Genomic DNA, 15,752 nt, shown 5'->3' with positions numbered 1-15,752 from the left:
CCAATTTTGGGGTGACTTACCAGAGGCGGCGCACGCGGTAGCCGGTTTGGTCGTCCAGTCGTACAGGCTCTGTGAAGGTGCGTGTAGACAGCCGCTGGGGCGGGCCAGTTTCGGTCCAACGGGTGCGCTGCTCAGTTGTGACAGCGGCGAACCGGGGCACCCGACCTTTCTGAACATAGATGCTGCGATTGACAGTCATCTGAACGGCGCCCAAGTCATCGCCATCTGGTGTGCTGCTCGAAGCGGACATACCACCCCAGAGTTTGAGGTTGCCCTTGGACCAGCCAAAGAGGTCGAGGTCCAATCCGCTGTTCGGGCCGTCCCCACACCCCACGACCAGCGCAAACTCCCGCTGCCCGTTCAGATCTAGGTCGCGCAGGGTATAGCCCTGGTGCCAGCCGCAGATGTTCATATTCCCCTTGGGCTCAATCAGCCACGCCGAGGACGTACCGGAACTGAGCACCACCAGCGCAATGGGCGGCTCACTCCTGTACACGTCAAAGACGGTCAGACGTTCGGGCTGAGCGGACCGGAATGGCGCCACCAGACTGAACTGCACACCAATCAGACTGAGCCCCCCGAAATACTCGTATTGCTTCTTCAGCGCCTGCACTTCGGGTTTGCGGTTCAGGGCGGCGATCAGTGCCGACAGACCAGCCTTTTCCTGCGCCGTGAAGGTCTGCTTCACCTCGCCCTCGCGGTACAGCACCGGCCAGCGTTCCACCTCGGCGCGGGTGAGGGCAGCGGCAGAACCCAGCAGCAGCAGGGGCAAGAGGAGACGGCGCATGAGGTCAGCCTAGCTTGACCCCCTCCCCCGCCGTGCCGCAAACTTGGGAGGCGTTGAGCCGCAGGAGTAACGCGAGGGGCCCCCTACGAGCGAGCCTGAGACGGTGAGAGTCAGGCAGGGCGAGGCGCGCGTGAAAGGCAGCGGGGAGCAACACAGCACAAAAGTGCCTGCTTTGGGGCCGCAGACAGCGGCGGCAGGAACTGGGGTGGAACCGCGCGTGACTTCATGCGTCCCCAGACGGCGAGATGTCCGTCTGGGGACGTTTCGTTGGATGGAGGTCGAAGGGTCGAGGGACTAAGAGTCTAGGAAAAACATCCGTTCCGTCTTTCCTTAGACCCTTTGACTCCTCGACCCTTTGATCCTCCGAAGGAGCCACACATGCCCGCAACCTCGATGGAAGAACTCGTCAGCCTGTGCAAGCGCCGGGGCTTTATTTTTCAGGGCTCCGAGATTTACGGCGGCCTGCAGGGCTTCTACGACTACGGCCCGCTGGGCGTGGAGCTGAAAAACAACATCAAGGCCGCGTGGTGGCGCTCGAATGTCTATGAGCGCGACGACATGGAAGGCCTGGACGCCAGCATCATCATGCACCGGCAGGTGCTGCGCCACTCCGGTCACGAGGCCACCTTCAGCGACCCGATGGTGGACAACAAGAAGACGAACAAGCGCTACCGCCTGGACCATCTGGTGAAAGACCAGAAGGCCGATGTGGTGGCCAAGGTGGCCGAGGGCATTGGCGCCGACGCGGGCAACTTTCCAGCCGTGATTGCCGCGCTGAATGCCAACCCCGCACAGGCCAGTGAGGCCCTGCGGGCGGCCGGCGTGCGCGACCCCTTTTCTGGCGAGGTGGGCGAGTGGACCGAGCCCAAGCCGTTTAACATGATGTTCAAGACAACCATTGGCCCGGTGGCCGATGACGAGAGCTACGGCTACCTGCGCCCCGAAACTGCGCAGGGCATCTTTACCAACTTCAAGAACGTGGTGGATTCCACCAGCCGCCGCCTGCCGTTTGGCATCGCGCAGATCGGCAAGGCGTTTCGCAACGAAATCACGCCGCGCAACTTTATTTTCCGTGTGCGCGAGCTGGAGCAGATGGAAATCGAGTTCTTCTGCGCGCCCGGCACCGATGAAGAGTGGCACCAGCACTGGCTGGAAAAGCGCCTGAGCTGGTGGGAAGCCCAGGGCGTGCCCCGCAGCAAGATCGAGATTCTGGATGTGCCCAAAGAGGACCTGGCACACTACTCCAAGCGCACCTATGACCTGATGTACGACTACCCCACCCTGGGCCACGAGGAAATCGAGGGCATTGCCAACCGCGGCGACTACGACCTGGGCAGCCACACGAAAAACCAGGCCGAGCTGGGGCTGGTGTCCAAGGTCGAGGAAAACCTCGACTCGATCGCCAAGCTGACCATTCCCCACCCAGAGACGAACAAGCCGGTCGTGCCCTTCGTGATTGAGCCCAGTGCCGGTGTGGACCGCGCGCTGCTGGCGGTGCTGAGCGAGGCGTTTACCAGAGAAATACTGGAGAACGGCAACGAGCGCATTGTGCTGAAGCTCCGGCCGCACCTCGCGCCCATCAAGGTGGCGGTTATTCCGCTGGCGCGCAACAAGCCCGAACTGGTGGAGCTGGCCCGCCGCATCAAGACGGACCTGCAAGGGCTGGGCCTGGGGCGCATTCTGCTCGAAGATAGCGGCAACATCGGCAAGGCGTACCGCCGCCACGACGAGGTGGGCACGCCCTACTGCGTGACCGTGGACTTTGACACCGTGGGCAAGGGCGAGGACCCCTCCCTGACCGACACCGTGACTGTGCGTGACCGCGACACGCTGGCCCAGGAACGGGTGAAGATTGCCGACCTGAGCACCCACCTGCAAGGAAAACTGCGGTGACCCTCCCCGAGGACCGCTTTCTGCCGGTGCTGAACAGCCTGGAACTGGCGGTGCTGGGCGTGTACGGCGAGCACCCGGACCTGACCGATGCCCAGGTGGACGCGGCCTACGAGGAACTGGCGCGGCGCTACCGGGCCGAGGCCACACACTTTCCCTTCAAGCCCGGCCACCTGGACGGCCTGCGCGCCGAGGTTCATGACGCCGCCCTGCGCCACCTGACCCTGATGCTGGACCACCTGGACACAGCCGACCGGCCCAGCGCCGAGGAGTTGCGCCAGTGCGTGAACCGCCTGCGGTCCAGCGTGAAGCGCTTCAGCCGTGAGGGCGGGCGCCAGGGCTACCTCAAGTTCATTGACCGTGAACTGAACAGCGAAGAAACGGACGAGTAGGAGAAGTCCGTCAAATCATGTCCCAATCCGGCCCCCGCCCCGCGCGGGGGTTCTTTATGCTGCGCAGAATGCTGGCGCCCTGGTCTGGTGTTGTGCTGCTCATCGTCTGCCCTCTCCTATGTCTGTGGGCGCTGCGGCGCCGCCGGGGGTGGCTGGCGGGCAGTGCGGGCGCGGCCTGTTTCACGGGACTGGCCTACCCCGCCCTGCTGCTGGGCGGCCCCAAGGCGCTGTGGTGGACCCGCCTGTACGGGTTGGAGCCGGGCAGCGGCTTTCCCGAGATCGGCCTGCTGGGCAACGCGCCCACGGTGCTGCCGGGGTTGGTGGGCCTGAGCGCAGGGCTCGCCCTGGTCTCCCTGTGGCGCGAGCGGTGGACGCTGGCGGCGGTCCCGCTGCTGGGCAGTGTCCTGGCCGCCCTTCAGTTCTGGGGATAGGCGCACCAAAGCCGGCTTTACTGCGGCGGGGACGCACGGAACTCTGCGCTCAGCAGGCCCCACAGAATTTGGGGGGTGGCCTGCGGGGGCAGGTGCCCCGTCATGACCAGCTGGGCCAGGCCATGCACTGCCGCCCACAGGCCCTGCGCCAGCACCTCGGGCTGGGCGGCGCGCAGGTCCCCGCTGGCATGGGCCTCGGCCAGAACCCGCGCCAGCAGCGCCTGATTGCGCTCAATCAGCGGCGTGAACGGGGAAACGGCGCCCGGCGGACACAGCTGCGGATCGAAGATCAGGGTAAAGGCGTGAGGCTGCTGCGCGGCGTAGGCCACGTAAGCCTCGCCCAGCGCCACCAGTTGCCGCAGCGGGGTGGGCTGGGCCGCCGCCGCCTGCTCCTGCGCGGTCACAAATTCGGTCATGCAGCCTTCACCCAGCGCCAGCAGGAGGGCGTGCCGGTCGCTGAAGTGGTGATAGGGCGCCGCGTGGCTCACCCCCGCATGCCGCGCCACCTCCCGCAGGCTCAGTTCGGCGGCGGGGCGCCCAGCCAGCAGAGCGCGGGCCGCGGCCAGCAGGCTCTGGCGCAGAAGGCCGTGGTGATAGGAACGGGCCGCTTGGCGCGAACTTGACATTGTCAACATTCTGCCGCACGCTGAAGGCAGGTCAAACTTGACACCGTCAAGATTCGCTGGCGGCACTCTGTGCGGCCCGGAGGCTCTATGTCCACCCTGGTCATCAACGCCCACCCCAACCCCGGCAGCTTCTGCCGCGCCCTGGCCGAACACTACGCCGAGGGCGCCCGCACCGCTGGCCCGGCCGACGTGATTCATCTGGCCGAGCTGACCTTTGACCCCATCCTGCACCGCAGCTATCAGGGCAGCCAGGCCCTGGAACCCGACCTGGAGCGGGTGCAGGCCCTGCTGCGCGGCTGCACCCACCTGTGCGTGGTCTATCCGGTCTGGTGGGGGGGGCCGCCCGCGCTGCTCAAAGGCTTTCTGGACCGCACCTTTCTGCCGGGCTTTGCCTTCCGGTACCGGGGGCGGGGGCTGCCCGAACAGCTGCTGCGGGGGCGCCGCGCGCGCGTGCTGGTCACCAGCGATTCGCCCCGCTGGTACCTGCACCTGACCGGCGACAGTGCCGTACGCAGCGTGAAAAACAGCACCCTGGCCTTCAGTGGCTTCCGGCCGGTGCAGGCCACCCGCCTGGGACCCGTGCGAACCAGCACCCCAGACCAGCGCGCCCGGTGGCTGGCCCAGGCGGGGCTGCTGGGCCAGCGCGACGGGCAGCGGGCCCGCCGGGAAGGAGCCCAGGGGACCGCCGCGCCCGCCTGAGGTCCAGGGGTTCTTCCGCCTTACTTCACCAGCGGGGCCAGCCAGCCGGTGATCCAGCGCGCCACCTGATCGCTGCGGGCCGCCGTGATGTCCAGGTGAGCCGCGCCCTTCAGGGTGTGGGTGGTCAGGCGGGCTTTGGTGGTGGCCGCAAAGGCGCGGTACTGGGCTTCCGTGACCACGCCCTCCCCGGCGGCAATTCCCAGCACCGGCAGGCTGAGGGTGTTCATGTGCCACACCGGCAGCGTCTTTTCAAAGGGTGTGGCGCGTGTGCCGGTGCGGGCGGCGGCCAGGTCCAGGGTCAGGCGCTGGGGAAAGTACCACTCGGCGTAGTCGCCCAGCGGGGTGATGTAGCGGCGCACAAAATCGGCGGCGTCAGTGGGCGCAGCAGGGTCAGACTGCCAGCCCACCGGCTGCCGGGTGTCTTTCGGACCGGCGATCCAGTGGCTGTCCCGACCACCCAGGGCCAGCGTGGCCAGGTTGGTGGCTTCTGTGGCGTTGGTGGCCTGGCCTGTCTTGAGGGCCATGAAGGGAATCAGGGCGTAGCGCTGTTCCAGTTGCGTCATGGCCGCTGCCAGGTTGGTGGCCGGGTACGGGGTCAGGCCGCCCCCGGGGGCCAGCCCGCCCGGATTCAGCAGGGCCAGCCGCGCCTGGGCCGCGCCCCGGCTGGCCAGGCGCGGGCTGAAGAACACGGCGTCCACATAGGGGGCCTGGGCCAGGCCGTCCAGGCCCGGCAGGGGGCCAATGGGGTTGCTGGCGCCCCGGCGGTAGGCCGCTTCGGTCATGGGCGCGCCGCTCAGCAGGCCCGGCAGCCCGTCCAGCATGACCAGGCCGCGCAGACCCTGCGCGCCGGGAACGCCGCCAAAGTTGTAGGCAGCGTACAGGCCACTCAGGACGCCGCCCATGGAATGCCCGCCCAGAACTACATTCGGCGTCAGGGCGCGCGCCGCCTGCACCGCCACCCGCCAGTCTTTCAGCGTGGTGTCCAGGCCCCAGTCCTTCATGTAGGCCACGCTCTGCGGCGCCCGCACCGGCAGGCCATTCTTGACCAGCCCGGCCAGGGCAGCAGGCCCCGCCTTCAGAATGGTGCTGTGGTCCTCCAGCAGGTTGCTGCGCCGGTCCACCGCCCAGACGGCCAGCGAGGGGTTCAGCGCCACGAGTTGCCGCGCCAGGCGGTCAAAACTGCCGGCCCCACCCAGAAAGCCGGGCATCAGCAGCAGCACAGCGCGCGGCTTGGCAGTGCCGTAGCGCACGGTGATGCTGGCATTCAACCCTGCCGGGGTCCCTGCCACCGGGGCGCCGCTCATCACCACGCGGGTGGCCGGCACAGCATTCAGCTGGGCCTCGGTGGGGGCGGCAGCGGCCAGGGAACCGGGCAACAGCGCCAGCGTCAGGGCAAGGAAACGGCGAACAGACATGGGCCCATGCTCCGCCGGGGCCAGGGGGCCAAACGTGCGCCGCGTCCCGATGCGTATTGGGACTTCGTGCAGCGCTTCTTCATGTGCCCGGCGAAGCGACCCCGGCCGCGCTACGCCAGTTCGAGGTGCAGTTGCCGGTTGCGCTCGTCCACATGCACCACGCGCGGCTGCAGGGTGCGCGCCTCTTCTTCCGTGAAGTTGCCGTACGCGGCGATAATCACCAGATCGCCGGGCTTCATCAGGTGGGCGGCGGCGCCGTTGATGCCAATCACACCGCTGCGGCGCGGGCCGCTGAGCGCATAGGTGCTCAGGCGGTTGCCATTGGTGATGTTGTAGATGTCCACGCGCTCATTGACCAGGATGTCGGCCGCGTCCAGCAGGTCCTGGTCAATCGTCACGCTGCCGACATAGTCCAGGTCGGCCTGCGTAACAGTCGCGCGGTGAATCTTGGCCCTGAACATGATGCGTTCCACAAAGCGGCATTGTACGCGTTTTGAGGGGCGGGACAGGGTGCGCCTTACTTTCCGCTCTCCCCGGCTCCGCTGGCCCCGCCACTTCCTTCTGTGGGCAGGGTGCCGTCCACGAAAACTGTTTTCTGGTCGGTGTAATGCACCTGCCCGGCCGGCGCGCCCCGGGGCCGCCACACGTGCTTGATGCGGGTGTAGTCCACCGGCACGTTGCTGCTGCCGCGCGCCTTGGAATGGGCGGCCGCCAGCCGGGCGGCGTACAGGATGTCCGGCAGGTCCAGGTCGCGCCCGCCCGAGCGCACGAGCACGTGGCTGCCCGGATACCCCTGGGCATGAAACCAGTGGTCCATGGACTTGCCCAGTCGGTGCGTGAGGGCCGCGTTTTCCTTGTTGTTGCGGCCCACCAGCGCCTCGAACCCACCGGGGGTGGTAAAGCGCGCGCCGTAGGGACTTCTCCCGGGCCGCCCGGCCTGCACCTGCACCGACAGCGTTTCCAGGGCTTCCAGTTCGGCGGTGTCCAGGGCGGCGAGGCGGGCCTCAGCCTCCTGCAATTCGGCGCGCAGGCCCGCTTCGCGGTCGGCCAGCCGCAGATACACCTCCTCGCGGCGCCGGGCGCGGGTATAGCGCTTCTCGGCGTTCTGCACCGCGCTCAGCATGGGTTCCAGGGCCACGGGCTGCTCGCCGCTCCCGTCGAAGGCCGGCAGTACGGCGCGCTCAGTCCCCGCCGGAATGGTGTGGGCGTAGGCCATCAGCAGGTCGGCCTCGGCGCGGTCGCGGGCGGCGTCGTCCAGGCCGGCCTCGGCGCGCGCCACATCGGACAGCTGGTTGCGCAGCAGGGTCAGGCGCTTGTCCAGCGGTTCGCGCAGGGCCTTGCGCAGGGCCGCCGCCTTTTCGCCGCGCGCCGCTGCCCGCGCGCCGCCGTGCAGCACCCCCTCGCTCACGGTGGGGTCCTGCACCAGTTCGCGCAGGGCGCGGAGCACCTGCGGCCAGCGCTCGCCCGGCGCCTCGGCCGGGTCCAGCGCGGCCCGCCGGGCCAGTTCCGCGCCCAGCAGCGGGCCCAGGCCGTCCAGCCGCTCGCGCCAGCGGCCAATGGGCAGGGCGGCCAGCTTCCCGGCTTCCTCTTCGGTCAGGGTGCGGGGGTCCAGCTTGTCGTAGGGCGGCGGCGGGGTGTAACGCCCGCCTGTGCGCACGGTGCGGAAGCGGTTGCGGCTGCCGGTAATTTCCCGCGCGGCCATCACGATGCGCCCAGCAAAGCCTTCGCCCTCATCCAGCACCAGCAGGTTGGCGTTGCGGCCTGTGACCTCGAACACCAGCCGGGTGGGCGCCTGGTCCACGAAGCCCGCCTCGCCGCTCAGGTGCAGGGCAATCACGCGGTCGAGCTTCAGTTGCTCGGCCCGCAGCAACTCGCCGCGCACCCGCGCCACCAGAAAGCGCTGGAAGGGATTGTGGGGCTCGCCGCGCAGGCGCTCGCGCGACAGAAACACCACTGGCGTGGGCGGCCGGTAGCTGAGCACCAGATTGCGCCGGCCGTCCAGCCCGGGGCCGTCCAGCAGCAGTGCAGCGGTGGTCTCGTCGGGAAAGGCCCAGCCCAGCGTGCGCAGCGGCAGCGCCGGGCCCAGATCGCGCAGCACCCGCGCGAGCATCAGCCCTTCCACAGGCGGCCTCCAGGGGGGTGGGGAGCGGTCATCGGGGCATGGTAGCAGCGCACGCCGGCTGATGGTCTATGGCAAATGGCAGATGGCGGGTCCTCCCCAGCCACCTGCCATTTGCTTTCAGCCATCTGCCGGCTTTACCAGAAGTTGCCCAACCGGAAGTAGAACTTACCCTGGCCCGTCTGGGGGCTGAAGCCGTAGTCGAAGCGCAGGCTGGGCAGCAGGGTGCCGCCAATGCCCAGGTTCAGCTGCACGCCCGCGCCCACGCCGTACTTCAGGTTGGGGGTGGGGTTGGCGCTGCCGCCCCAGGCGCTGCCGGCGTCGGCAAAGACCACGCCGTACAGGCCCTGGGCAATGCCCGCCTTCAGGCCAAAGTCATAGCGGTATTCGGCGCTGGCCGTCAGGTAGTTGGGGCCGAACAGTTCACCGTCAGCGAGGCCGCGAATCTGGCGCGAGGTGTTCACGCTGCCGCCGCCCACGCTGTAGCCGGTGCCCACGGGCGCGGTGCCCAGGCCCAGGGTGGTGCCGGCGTTGGCGCGCACGGCGAACACCTGCTGCTTGTTGGTCACACCCAGGTTCTTTTCCAGGGTGCGGCCAAAGCCGAAGTAGGTGCTGGCCCCGCCCTGCACCTCGGTCCAGCGCACACCCACGTTGTTCTGGTTGCCAAAGCGGTAGTTCACGCCCAGGTTGGCGCGCACGCCGCTGCCGGGAAAGTCGCCGTTGTCGGTAGAATCGTAGTTCAGGCCCGCGCTCACGCCGCTGATCAGGGAGTTCGTGGGCACCAGGCCCCTGACGTCACCCTCGGCAAAGGTGCGGCTCTGGTCGGCGCCGCTGGCGTCCTTGTAGGTCACCGTGTTCTTGTCGTCTTTCTGCAGCGGCTCCAGGTAGTAGGTGTTGTAGCCCACGCCAAAGCCCACGGTGGCGAACAGGTTCCTGGCGAGGTTGCGCCCGGCGCTCACGCTGAAGCTGGTGGTGCGGGTGGTGTAGTCCCAGCCGGTGTCGGTGCTCGCCGGGGTGTCGGTGGGCCTGGTAAAGAGCGGCTGGTTGCCCGTCACGCCGGTGCCCAAGTTCACCGACAGACTGGTGGGGGTCTTGCGGAAGTCCAGGAAATCCAGGTCCAGCCAGGGAATGGTGTAGGCCACGTTGCCCACCAGATTCTGGCCAGCCTCGTTCTGCTGGCCGCCCACGGTGGCCGTGAAGTTGTGGCCCAGGCCGAACACGTTGTTGTTCGTGTATCCGGCCTCGCCGCCAAAGCCACCGGCAAACGAATCGTAGGTCAGCGCGAGGTTCACCGGAATACCGCTGGTGGTTTCGGCCACGCCCAGCACGTAGGTGATGTTCTCGGGGTTGGCGGGGTCAGAGCGCACCTGCTCGCTGACCACGCGCACGAAGCCCAGGCGGGCAATGCGGCCCAGCGCAGCGTTCAGTTCCTCGCGGTTAAAGGCGCGCCCGGGCTCAGGCAGTTCGCGCAGAATGACGCGGTCCACCGTCTTGTGCTGGCCCTGCCACTGCAGCTCGTAGCCCGCCACCCGCACCTCGCGGATATTGAAGGTCAGCGCGCCGTTTTCAAAGGTGATGGCGTCGCGGGTGCTGATTTCATAGCCGGCCTTGCGGTAGGCGTCGCGCAGCGCGAAGAAGTCGTCCTGCGCCAGCTGGGGGCTGTACACGTCGCCCACCTTGGTTTTCACGGCCGAGAGCAGCGTGGCGGTGGGCACCAGGGTGTTGCCCTGCACCGCAATGGTCTTGACCGGGCCACTGGCCACGCCCGCCGAGCCGAACAGCACCGTCACCTGCGCCGGGTTCTGGGGGTTGGGGCGCAGGGCAAAGCCCACGGGCTGGCCGGTCTGGTTGGCCAGGGTGCGCACGTCGGCCTGCAGGCGCTCCAGCGAGATGGGCTGCCCGGGACGGGTCTGCAGCGTCACCTGGGGGTTTTGCAGGTCGCTCAGGTCCACGGCCGCCACCTGCCCTTCAATCACGCGCACCTTCAGCACGCCGCCCTCCAGGGCCGTGGTCTGGGTGTTCACGCCGGCCTGCAGGTACCCGGCCTCGTCGTACGCCTGCTGCAGCCCCTGCACGGCCGCGTAATAGGCTTCCGGGGTAAAGCGCCGGGCGTCGTACAGCGGCTTGAAGAGGTTGGTCACCGTGCTGGCGGGCAGCAGGGTCACGCCTTCGACCTCCACGCGGGTAATGGGCGCAGTCTCGTCCACCACAAAGTTCACGGTGACCGTGCCGTCGGCTCCGGTCTTCACGTCGCTGCTGATACTGGGGGCAAAGGGGTAGCCCTCGCCCTGGTAGTTGCTGGCCAGGGCCTCCTTGGCTTCCTCAATGCGCACATTGTTCAGCGTGGCGCCGGGGGCGATGTTCAGCAGGTCCGCCACGCTCTTTTTAAAGCCGTCAGCAGGGAGGAAGGTCAGGCCCGTGACCGTCACGTCCTTGATGGTGGGGTTGGGCGCCACGGTAATCACCAGGGTGTCGCGCCCCGAGACGCTGCGCAGTTCGGCCACAGCGGTCTTGAAGTAGCCGCTGGCCAGCACTTCCTGTTCCACCTGACGGAGGTTCACGCTGGACAGCGGCGCGCCGGCCTGCACCGAGAGGGTGGCGCGCAGGAAATTGGTCAGCAGGTCGCTGGTGCCAACCACCGTGACTTCCTGCACCGTGCCGGCCGTCTGGGCAACGGCGGGCGCGGCGAGGACAACAGTCAGGGCAAGGGTAAGGGGGTGTCGCATGCTTCTCCTAGTGTCGCACAGGCTCCTGAAATCGCCCCCGGCCCTGTGGCAGGCGGGGGCAGGCGCGGCGAGTCCTGCCCACACTTGCGACTTCGGCTCTGAGAAGGGTGAAGATTGGGTGCAGCTGCGCCCGGCTCAGGCTGGGCGGGCCTGGGGCGCGCGGCGCTTGAGCCTGCCGGCAGCGTGGGTGAGAATAGGCGCGTGAGTGCTCACCAACCCTTCGGGCTTGTGCCCTGTCTGCCACGCCGGGACCGGCCATGAGCCTGCCAGAGGTGCTGTCCAGCATCCGCGCCGCCGAGGCCCGGGCGGGGCGTGTGCCCGGCAGCGCCCGGCTGGTCGCCGTGACCAAGGGGCAGAGCCTGGAGGCCATTGACCGCTGCGTGCTCGCCCACGGCGCCTTTCCGCTGGGCGAGGGCCGCGCCCAGGAACTGCGCGACAAGGCCGCCCTGCGCCCCGGGCAGGAATGGCATTACCTGGGGCCGCTGCAGCGCAACAAGGTCAAGTACCTGCGCCCCGTCGCTCTGGTCCACAGCCTGGAAGCCGTGTGGCAGGCCGAGGCCATCGCCCAGGCGGCCCAGGGCTGGGGCCGGGCGCCCGGGGTGCTGCTGCAGGTGCACAATGGAGAAGCCCAGAAGCACGGCATAGACGCAGGCGCGCTGTCCGGCACGCTGCGCGAGGTGCAGGCCACCGGGCTGAGCGTGCGCGGCCTGATGGTGATGGCGCCCGATCTGGACGGCGACCCGGCGCGTGAGGAGCGGCTGCTGGCCCTCTTTACAGACACGGCGCGGCGCGCGCACGATCTGGGTCTGTCAGAGTTGAGTATGGGCATGAGCGGGGACTACCCGCTGGCCGTGCACGCCGGAGCCACCCTGGTGCGGGTGGGAAGGAGTTTGTTCTCGTGAAATTCACCCCCCTTGACGTGCGCCACCAGGAGTTTCCCAGCCGGCTGGGCGCCTATGACCGCGCCGCCGTGCGCGGCTTCCTGAACGACCTGTCCGATGACCTGGAAACCCTGCTGCACGAACAGCAGGCCCTGCGCGAGCAGGTGCAGACCCTGCAGCGCCAGCTGGACGAGCAGCGCCAGAATGAGGACGAGATTCGCCGCGCGGTGGTGGCGGCCGAGCGCATCTCGCACGAACTGCGCGAGAACGCCGTGCGCGAGGCCGACCTGATGGTGACGCAGGCCCGCACCCAGCGCGACGCGCTGGACGCAGAGACGCAGGCGCGGCGCGAGGCCCTGGAAGCCACCCACCACGCGCGCATGGCGGAGCTGGAGCAGAGCGCAGTGACCCGCGCCGCCGAACTGGAACGCGCCCACCACGACCTCAGCGCCAGCCGCGAGCGCGCCCAGGCCGAGCGCGTGGCCGGGCTGGAGCGGGCCTTTAGCGAGCGCCACGCCGAACTGACGGCCCGCCTGACCGGCGCACGGCAGGAATACGCGCAGTTCCTGAGCGCCTACCGCGCCCTGGTGGGCTCGTTTGCCGAACTGGCGGCGCGGCATGGCCCCCCCGAGGACAGCCCGCTGCCCCTGGGCACCCTGCCAGCGGCCCCGGGCAGCGCGGCGGGCCCGGCGCCGGGCCGCCCGGCTGCCACGCCACCCGCGCCCACAGAAGCCGCCGATGCCCAGGCGGCCCGGCGCGCCGCTGTGGCGGCGGGCGTGGCCCTGCTCACCCGCCTCTCGCCCGACAGCCCCGAGGAACAGCGCCCCGTGCGGGTGGAAGGGCAGCAGTTCCTTTGAGCGCCCCGCCGGCCCACGCGGACTTGCCGGCCTTCACCCTGCCGCTGGAGGACCCGGCCTTCCTGCGTGACCCCTACCCGCTGCTGGCCGAGTTGCGCGCCCGGTGGCCCGCCTTCTACGACCCTGGCATGCGGCGCGTGGTGCTCACCCGCCACGCCGAGATCTCGGCGGCGCTGCGCGACCGGAGACTGGGCCGCAGCGCCCTGCACCGCTACTCGCGCGATGAACTGGGCTGGCCACCCCCCGATCCCCGGCAGGCCAGCTTCGACGCCTTCAACAGCAACCACCTGCTGGATTCCGAGCCGCCCAAGCACACCCGGCTGCGCTCGCTGGTGGGGCTGGCGTTCACGCCCCGGCGGGTGGACGCGCTGCAGGGCCGCATCGAGGCCATTCTGGAGGCGCAGTTGCGTGGCCTGGGCGCGGCGGGGCCCTTTGATCTGGTGGCCGACTACGCCGAGCCGCTGCCGGTGACCGTGATTGCCGAGCTGCTGGGCGTGCCGGAGGGGCAGCGCCGTGGGCTGCGGCCCTGGTCAGCCGCGATTGTCAAGCTGTACGAACCGGCTCCCACCGCCGCCGATCAGGCCGAGGCCGAACGCGCGGTGCTGGAGTTCAGCGCCCTGCTGCGCGAGCTGGTGGCCGCCCGGCGCGCGCAGCCGCAGGACGACCTGATCACGGCACTGGTGCAGGCTGAACAGGAAGGCGACCGCCTGACCGAGCAGGAACTCGTTGACACCTGCATTCTGCTGCTGAACGCCGGGCACGAGGCCAGTGTGAACGGGCTGTCGGCGGGGGTGCTGGCCCTGCTGCGCCAGCGCGAGCACTGGGACACGCTGGTGGCCGCCGCCCACGCGCCGGACAGCCTGCCCGTCTTCCGAAAGGCGGTAGAGGAACTGCTGCGCTTTGACACGCCGCTGCCCCTGTTCGAGCGCATTGTGCTCGACCCCCTCACGCTGGCCGGCGCGGACCTGAAACCTGGGGACCGGGTGGCCCTGCTGTATGCCAGCGCCAACCGCGATCCGGCCAGATTCGAGGCCCCCGACGACCTGCGTCTGACCCGCGACCCCAACCCGCACCTGACCTTTGGCCTGGGCATTCACTACTGCCTGGGCGCCCCGCTGGCCCGGCTGGAACTGGCCCTGAGCCTGCGCGCCCTGTGCCGCGCCCTGCCGGGGCTGCGTCTGGCGGACCCCCATGAGCCGGGCCAGTACACCGGCGGCTTCGTGATTCGCGGGCTGGCGCGGCTGGACGTGCAGGCCGGGTGAACCCCGGCGCCCCGCCCACCCCCGCCGACCTGGCCCCGCACTGGCCGCTGGGGGCAGGGGCACAGCTGCAGGCCCTAGCGGGCGGCAGCATCAATGGGGCCTACCGCGTGCAGGCGCCACAGGGCTCCTTTCATCTGCGCCTTTACCGTGACCCCCGCCCGGAGCGGGCCCTGCGCGAGCACTGCGCCATAGAGGTGGCCCGCGCCGCTGGCGTGCCCACCCCGGCACCACTGCCCACACGGCAGGGCGGTCCCCTGGCCCAGTTGCCCCAGGGCTGGGCGGCCCTGTTCGAGGTGGCCCCCGGTCAGCCTGTGCCCCGCCACGCCCTGACCCCGGCCCACGCAGCGGCGCTGGGGACTTTCCTGGCGCAACTCCATGAGCAGTTGCCCGTCAGCGTGCCCTTCGAGGTGCCGGCGCTGGCCGCGCCCGCTGCGGTGGCCCTCACGATTGAGCGGCTGGACGCCGTTCGCGCAGCCATCGAGGCGCGGCCAGCGCCGGACGAGGTGGACCGCTGGGCCCTGGCCCGCACCCGGCAGCGGCTGGCCCACCTGCACACCGGGCCCCGGCTGGACACCGTACCCAACCTGCCGAGCCGCTTTGTGCATGGTGATTATCACGACGGCAACGTGTTTTTTCGGGAACAGCAGCCCGTGGCCCTGACCGACTGGGAGCAAACCCGGCTGGCCCCCCGCGCCTGGGAGGTGGTGCGCACCCTGCACCTGAGCCTGGGGTTGAGCGCGACCCTGTGCCGCCCCTTCCTGGCCGGCTACCGCACGCGTCTGGCGCTGCCCGGGGATGAACTGCAGGCTGGGGCCGACCTGTACGCCACCCTGCAGGAGCGCAATGTGTGGACTTTCGAGACCGTGTACCTGAAAGGCAATCCGGGGCCCCGCCGGTTTATTCGTCCGCCGCCCTACGTGCCTTTTGAGGTGGCCTGGGCGAGGGCCGGGCTGCGCTGAAGGGCCTGCCACCATACCGGGGCCAGTTCGCCCTGTGCCGCTTCAGCCTGCGCCTGGGTGGACTGCCCCAGCACCTGCAAGGCCAGCACCCGCGCCGGGCTGCGCGGCGCGCTGCGGTCCAGGGCTTTCTGGGCGGTGGCCTGGGCCTTGCGGGGGTTTAAGCGGGCCTGCACGCAGGCCAGCACGGCCAGCAGGTGGGAGTCAGCCGGCTGGGCACTCAGCTCGGCCACCTTCAGCCCCTCGGCCAGGGTGCGCAGCGGGGCGTGGGGCGAGGGCACCTGCGCGTACTCCTGCTCGGCCAGCAGAATGACCGCCGCCACCAGCGCCGCGCTGTCGCCTGCCGCTCTGGCCAGGGCGCGGGCTTCCCGGGCGGTCTCTGGGGCGGTGGGCTGGCCCAGCTGGTGCTCGGCGCGCGCCCGCAGCACCTGTACCCGGGGCCCGCCGGGCAGGGGTCGCAGGTCGTTCAGGGCCCCGCAGGCCTCGCCCAGCCGCAGGGCCGCCGCCGCGCGCACCAGGGGATCGGCCGCCCAGGCCAGCGCCACCCGGGGCCGCCCCAGGCTCAGGGCCAACGCGGCGGCCCCGGCCTGCTGTGGGGGCGCCAGCCCCTTATACAGCGTGACCGCCGCCTGGGGATCGTCCTGCAGGGCGGCGGTCAAGAGCGCGAGCGGGTCCGTCATGGCCGCCACTATGCCAAGTTTCTGGGGTGCA

The 15,752-nt window shown here is 69.5% G+C and carries 15 protein-coding genes; 8 read left to right on the top strand and 7 right to left on the bottom strand.

From position 1 onward, the window contains the following. Positions 1-16: 16 nt before the first annotated feature. Positions 17-787: a hypothetical protein gene (locus C8263_RS08890; protein WP_107137767.1), complete on the bottom strand. Its 771-nt coding sequence runs from the start codon at positions 785-787 to the stop codon at positions 17-19. Between the two features lie 378 nt (positions 788-1,165). Here C8263_RS08890 and C8263_RS08885 point away from each other — a divergent pair, with 378 nt between their 5' ends. The 3 genes from C8263_RS08885 to C8263_RS08875 all read left to right on the top strand — a co-directional run bounded on the left by C8263_RS08885 (position 1,166) and on the right by C8263_RS08875 (position 3,500). Continuing rightward, the gene (locus tag C8263_RS08885; RefSeq protein WP_107137766.1) at positions 1,166-2,680 is read left to right on the top strand and encodes a glycine--tRNA ligase; all 1,515 of its coding nucleotides are present in this window, start codon (positions 1,166-1,168) and stop codon (positions 2,678-2,680) included. After that, positions 2,677-3,069 carry a hypothetical protein gene (locus C8263_RS08880; protein ID WP_233218732.1) on the top strand — a complete coding sequence of 131 codons (393 nt, stop codon included), beginning with the start codon at positions 2,677-2,679 and terminating at the stop codon, positions 3,067-3,069. Before C8263_RS08885 ends, C8263_RS08880 begins: the two co-directional genes overlap by 4 nt. Positions 3,070-3,137: 68 nt before the next feature. Continuing rightward, on the top strand, positions 3,138-3,500 hold the full coding sequence (locus C8263_RS08875; RefSeq protein ID WP_107137765.1) for a hypothetical protein: 363 nt from the start codon (positions 3,138-3,140) through the stop codon (positions 3,498-3,500). A 17-nt stretch (positions 3,501-3,517) separates the two neighbouring features. On the opposite strand, the gene C8263_RS08870 is transcribed toward C8263_RS08875, so the two are convergent. After that, on the bottom strand, positions 3,518-4,126 hold the full coding sequence (locus C8263_RS08870) for a TetR/AcrR family transcriptional regulator (RefSeq protein ID WP_158263774.1): 609 nt from the start codon (positions 4,124-4,126) through the stop codon (positions 3,518-3,520). 87 nt (positions 4,127-4,213) lie between these two features. Between C8263_RS08870 and C8263_RS08865 the strand changes: the two genes are divergently transcribed. Beyond that, positions 4,214-4,825 carry an NAD(P)H-dependent oxidoreductase gene (locus C8263_RS08865; RefSeq protein WP_107137763.1) on the top strand — a complete coding sequence of 204 codons (612 nt, stop codon included), beginning with the start codon at positions 4,214-4,216 and terminating at the stop codon, positions 4,823-4,825. Positions 4,826-4,845: 20 nt separating this feature from the next. Here the strand turns inward: C8263_RS08865 and C8263_RS08860 are convergent, their stop codons facing one another. The 4 genes from C8263_RS08860 to bamA all read right to left on the bottom strand — a co-directional run bounded on the left by C8263_RS08860 (position 4,846) and on the right by bamA (position 11,085). After that, positions 4,846-6,240 carry an alpha/beta fold hydrolase gene (locus C8263_RS08860; protein WP_107137762.1) on the bottom strand — a complete coding sequence of 465 codons (1,395 nt, stop codon included), beginning with the start codon at positions 6,238-6,240 and terminating at the stop codon, positions 4,846-4,848. A gap of 110 nt (positions 6,241-6,350) precedes the next feature. Next, positions 6,351-6,713 (bottom strand): aspartate 1-decarboxylase, encoded by a 363-nt coding sequence (panD, locus tag C8263_RS08855; RefSeq protein ID WP_107137761.1) that lies wholly within the window; start codon positions 6,711-6,713, stop codon positions 6,351-6,353. A 44-nt stretch (positions 6,714-6,757) separates the two neighbouring features. After that, positions 6,758-8,362 (bottom strand): Rqc2 family fibronectin-binding protein, encoded by a 1,605-nt coding sequence (locus tag C8263_RS08850; RefSeq protein WP_107137760.1) that lies wholly within the window; start codon positions 8,360-8,362, stop codon positions 6,758-6,760. Positions 8,363-8,496: 134 nt separating this feature from the next. Next, complete coding sequence (gene bamA / locus C8263_RS08845) at positions 8,497-11,085, bottom strand: outer membrane protein assembly factor BamA (protein WP_107137759.1); 2,589 nt, start codon at positions 11,083-11,085, stop codon at positions 8,497-8,499. 257 nt (positions 11,086-11,342) lie between these two features. Between bamA and C8263_RS08840 the strand changes: the two genes are divergently transcribed. The 4 genes from C8263_RS08840 to C8263_RS08825 are packed head-to-tail and all read left to right on the top strand — an operon-like array spanning position 11,343 to position 15,044. Beyond that, positions 11,343-11,987 carry a YggS family pyridoxal phosphate enzyme gene (locus C8263_RS08840; RefSeq protein WP_107137758.1) on the top strand — a complete coding sequence of 215 codons (645 nt, stop codon included), beginning with the start codon at positions 11,343-11,345 and terminating at the stop codon, positions 11,985-11,987. Further along, entirely contained in the window at positions 11,984-12,823 is an 840-nt protein-coding gene (locus C8263_RS08835) for a DivIVA domain-containing protein (RefSeq protein ID WP_107137757.1), read from the top strand. The genes C8263_RS08840 and C8263_RS08835 overlap by 4 nt, the downstream gene beginning before the upstream one ends. Then, on the top strand, positions 12,820-14,085 hold the full coding sequence (locus C8263_RS08830; RefSeq protein WP_233218731.1) for a cytochrome P450: 1,266 nt from the start codon (positions 12,820-12,822) through the stop codon (positions 14,083-14,085). Before C8263_RS08835 ends, C8263_RS08830 begins: the two co-directional genes overlap by 4 nt. Next, complete coding sequence (locus C8263_RS08825; protein WP_107137756.1) at positions 14,082-15,044, top strand: phosphotransferase enzyme family protein; 963 nt, start codon at positions 14,082-14,084, stop codon at positions 15,042-15,044. Before C8263_RS08830 ends, C8263_RS08825 begins: the two co-directional genes overlap by 4 nt. Here C8263_RS08825 and C8263_RS08820 read toward each other — a convergent pair. Continuing rightward, the gene (locus C8263_RS08820) at positions 14,999-15,721 is read right to left on the bottom strand and encodes a hypothetical protein (protein WP_233218730.1); all 723 of its coding nucleotides are present in this window, start codon (positions 15,719-15,721) and stop codon (positions 14,999-15,001) included. The two genes, C8263_RS08825 and C8263_RS08820, sit on opposite strands and share 46 nt — an antisense overlap. Between the last annotated feature and the right edge of the window lie 31 nt (positions 15,722-15,752).

The organism is Deinococcus arcticus, from assembly GCF_003028415.1.
GTDB classification, from domain to species: Bacteria; Deinococcota; Deinococci; order Deinococcales; family Deinococcaceae; genus Deinococcus; species Deinococcus arcticus.
Note: the sequence above shows the minus strand (reverse complement) of the source record. Positions and strands in the feature narration are given on the sequence as shown.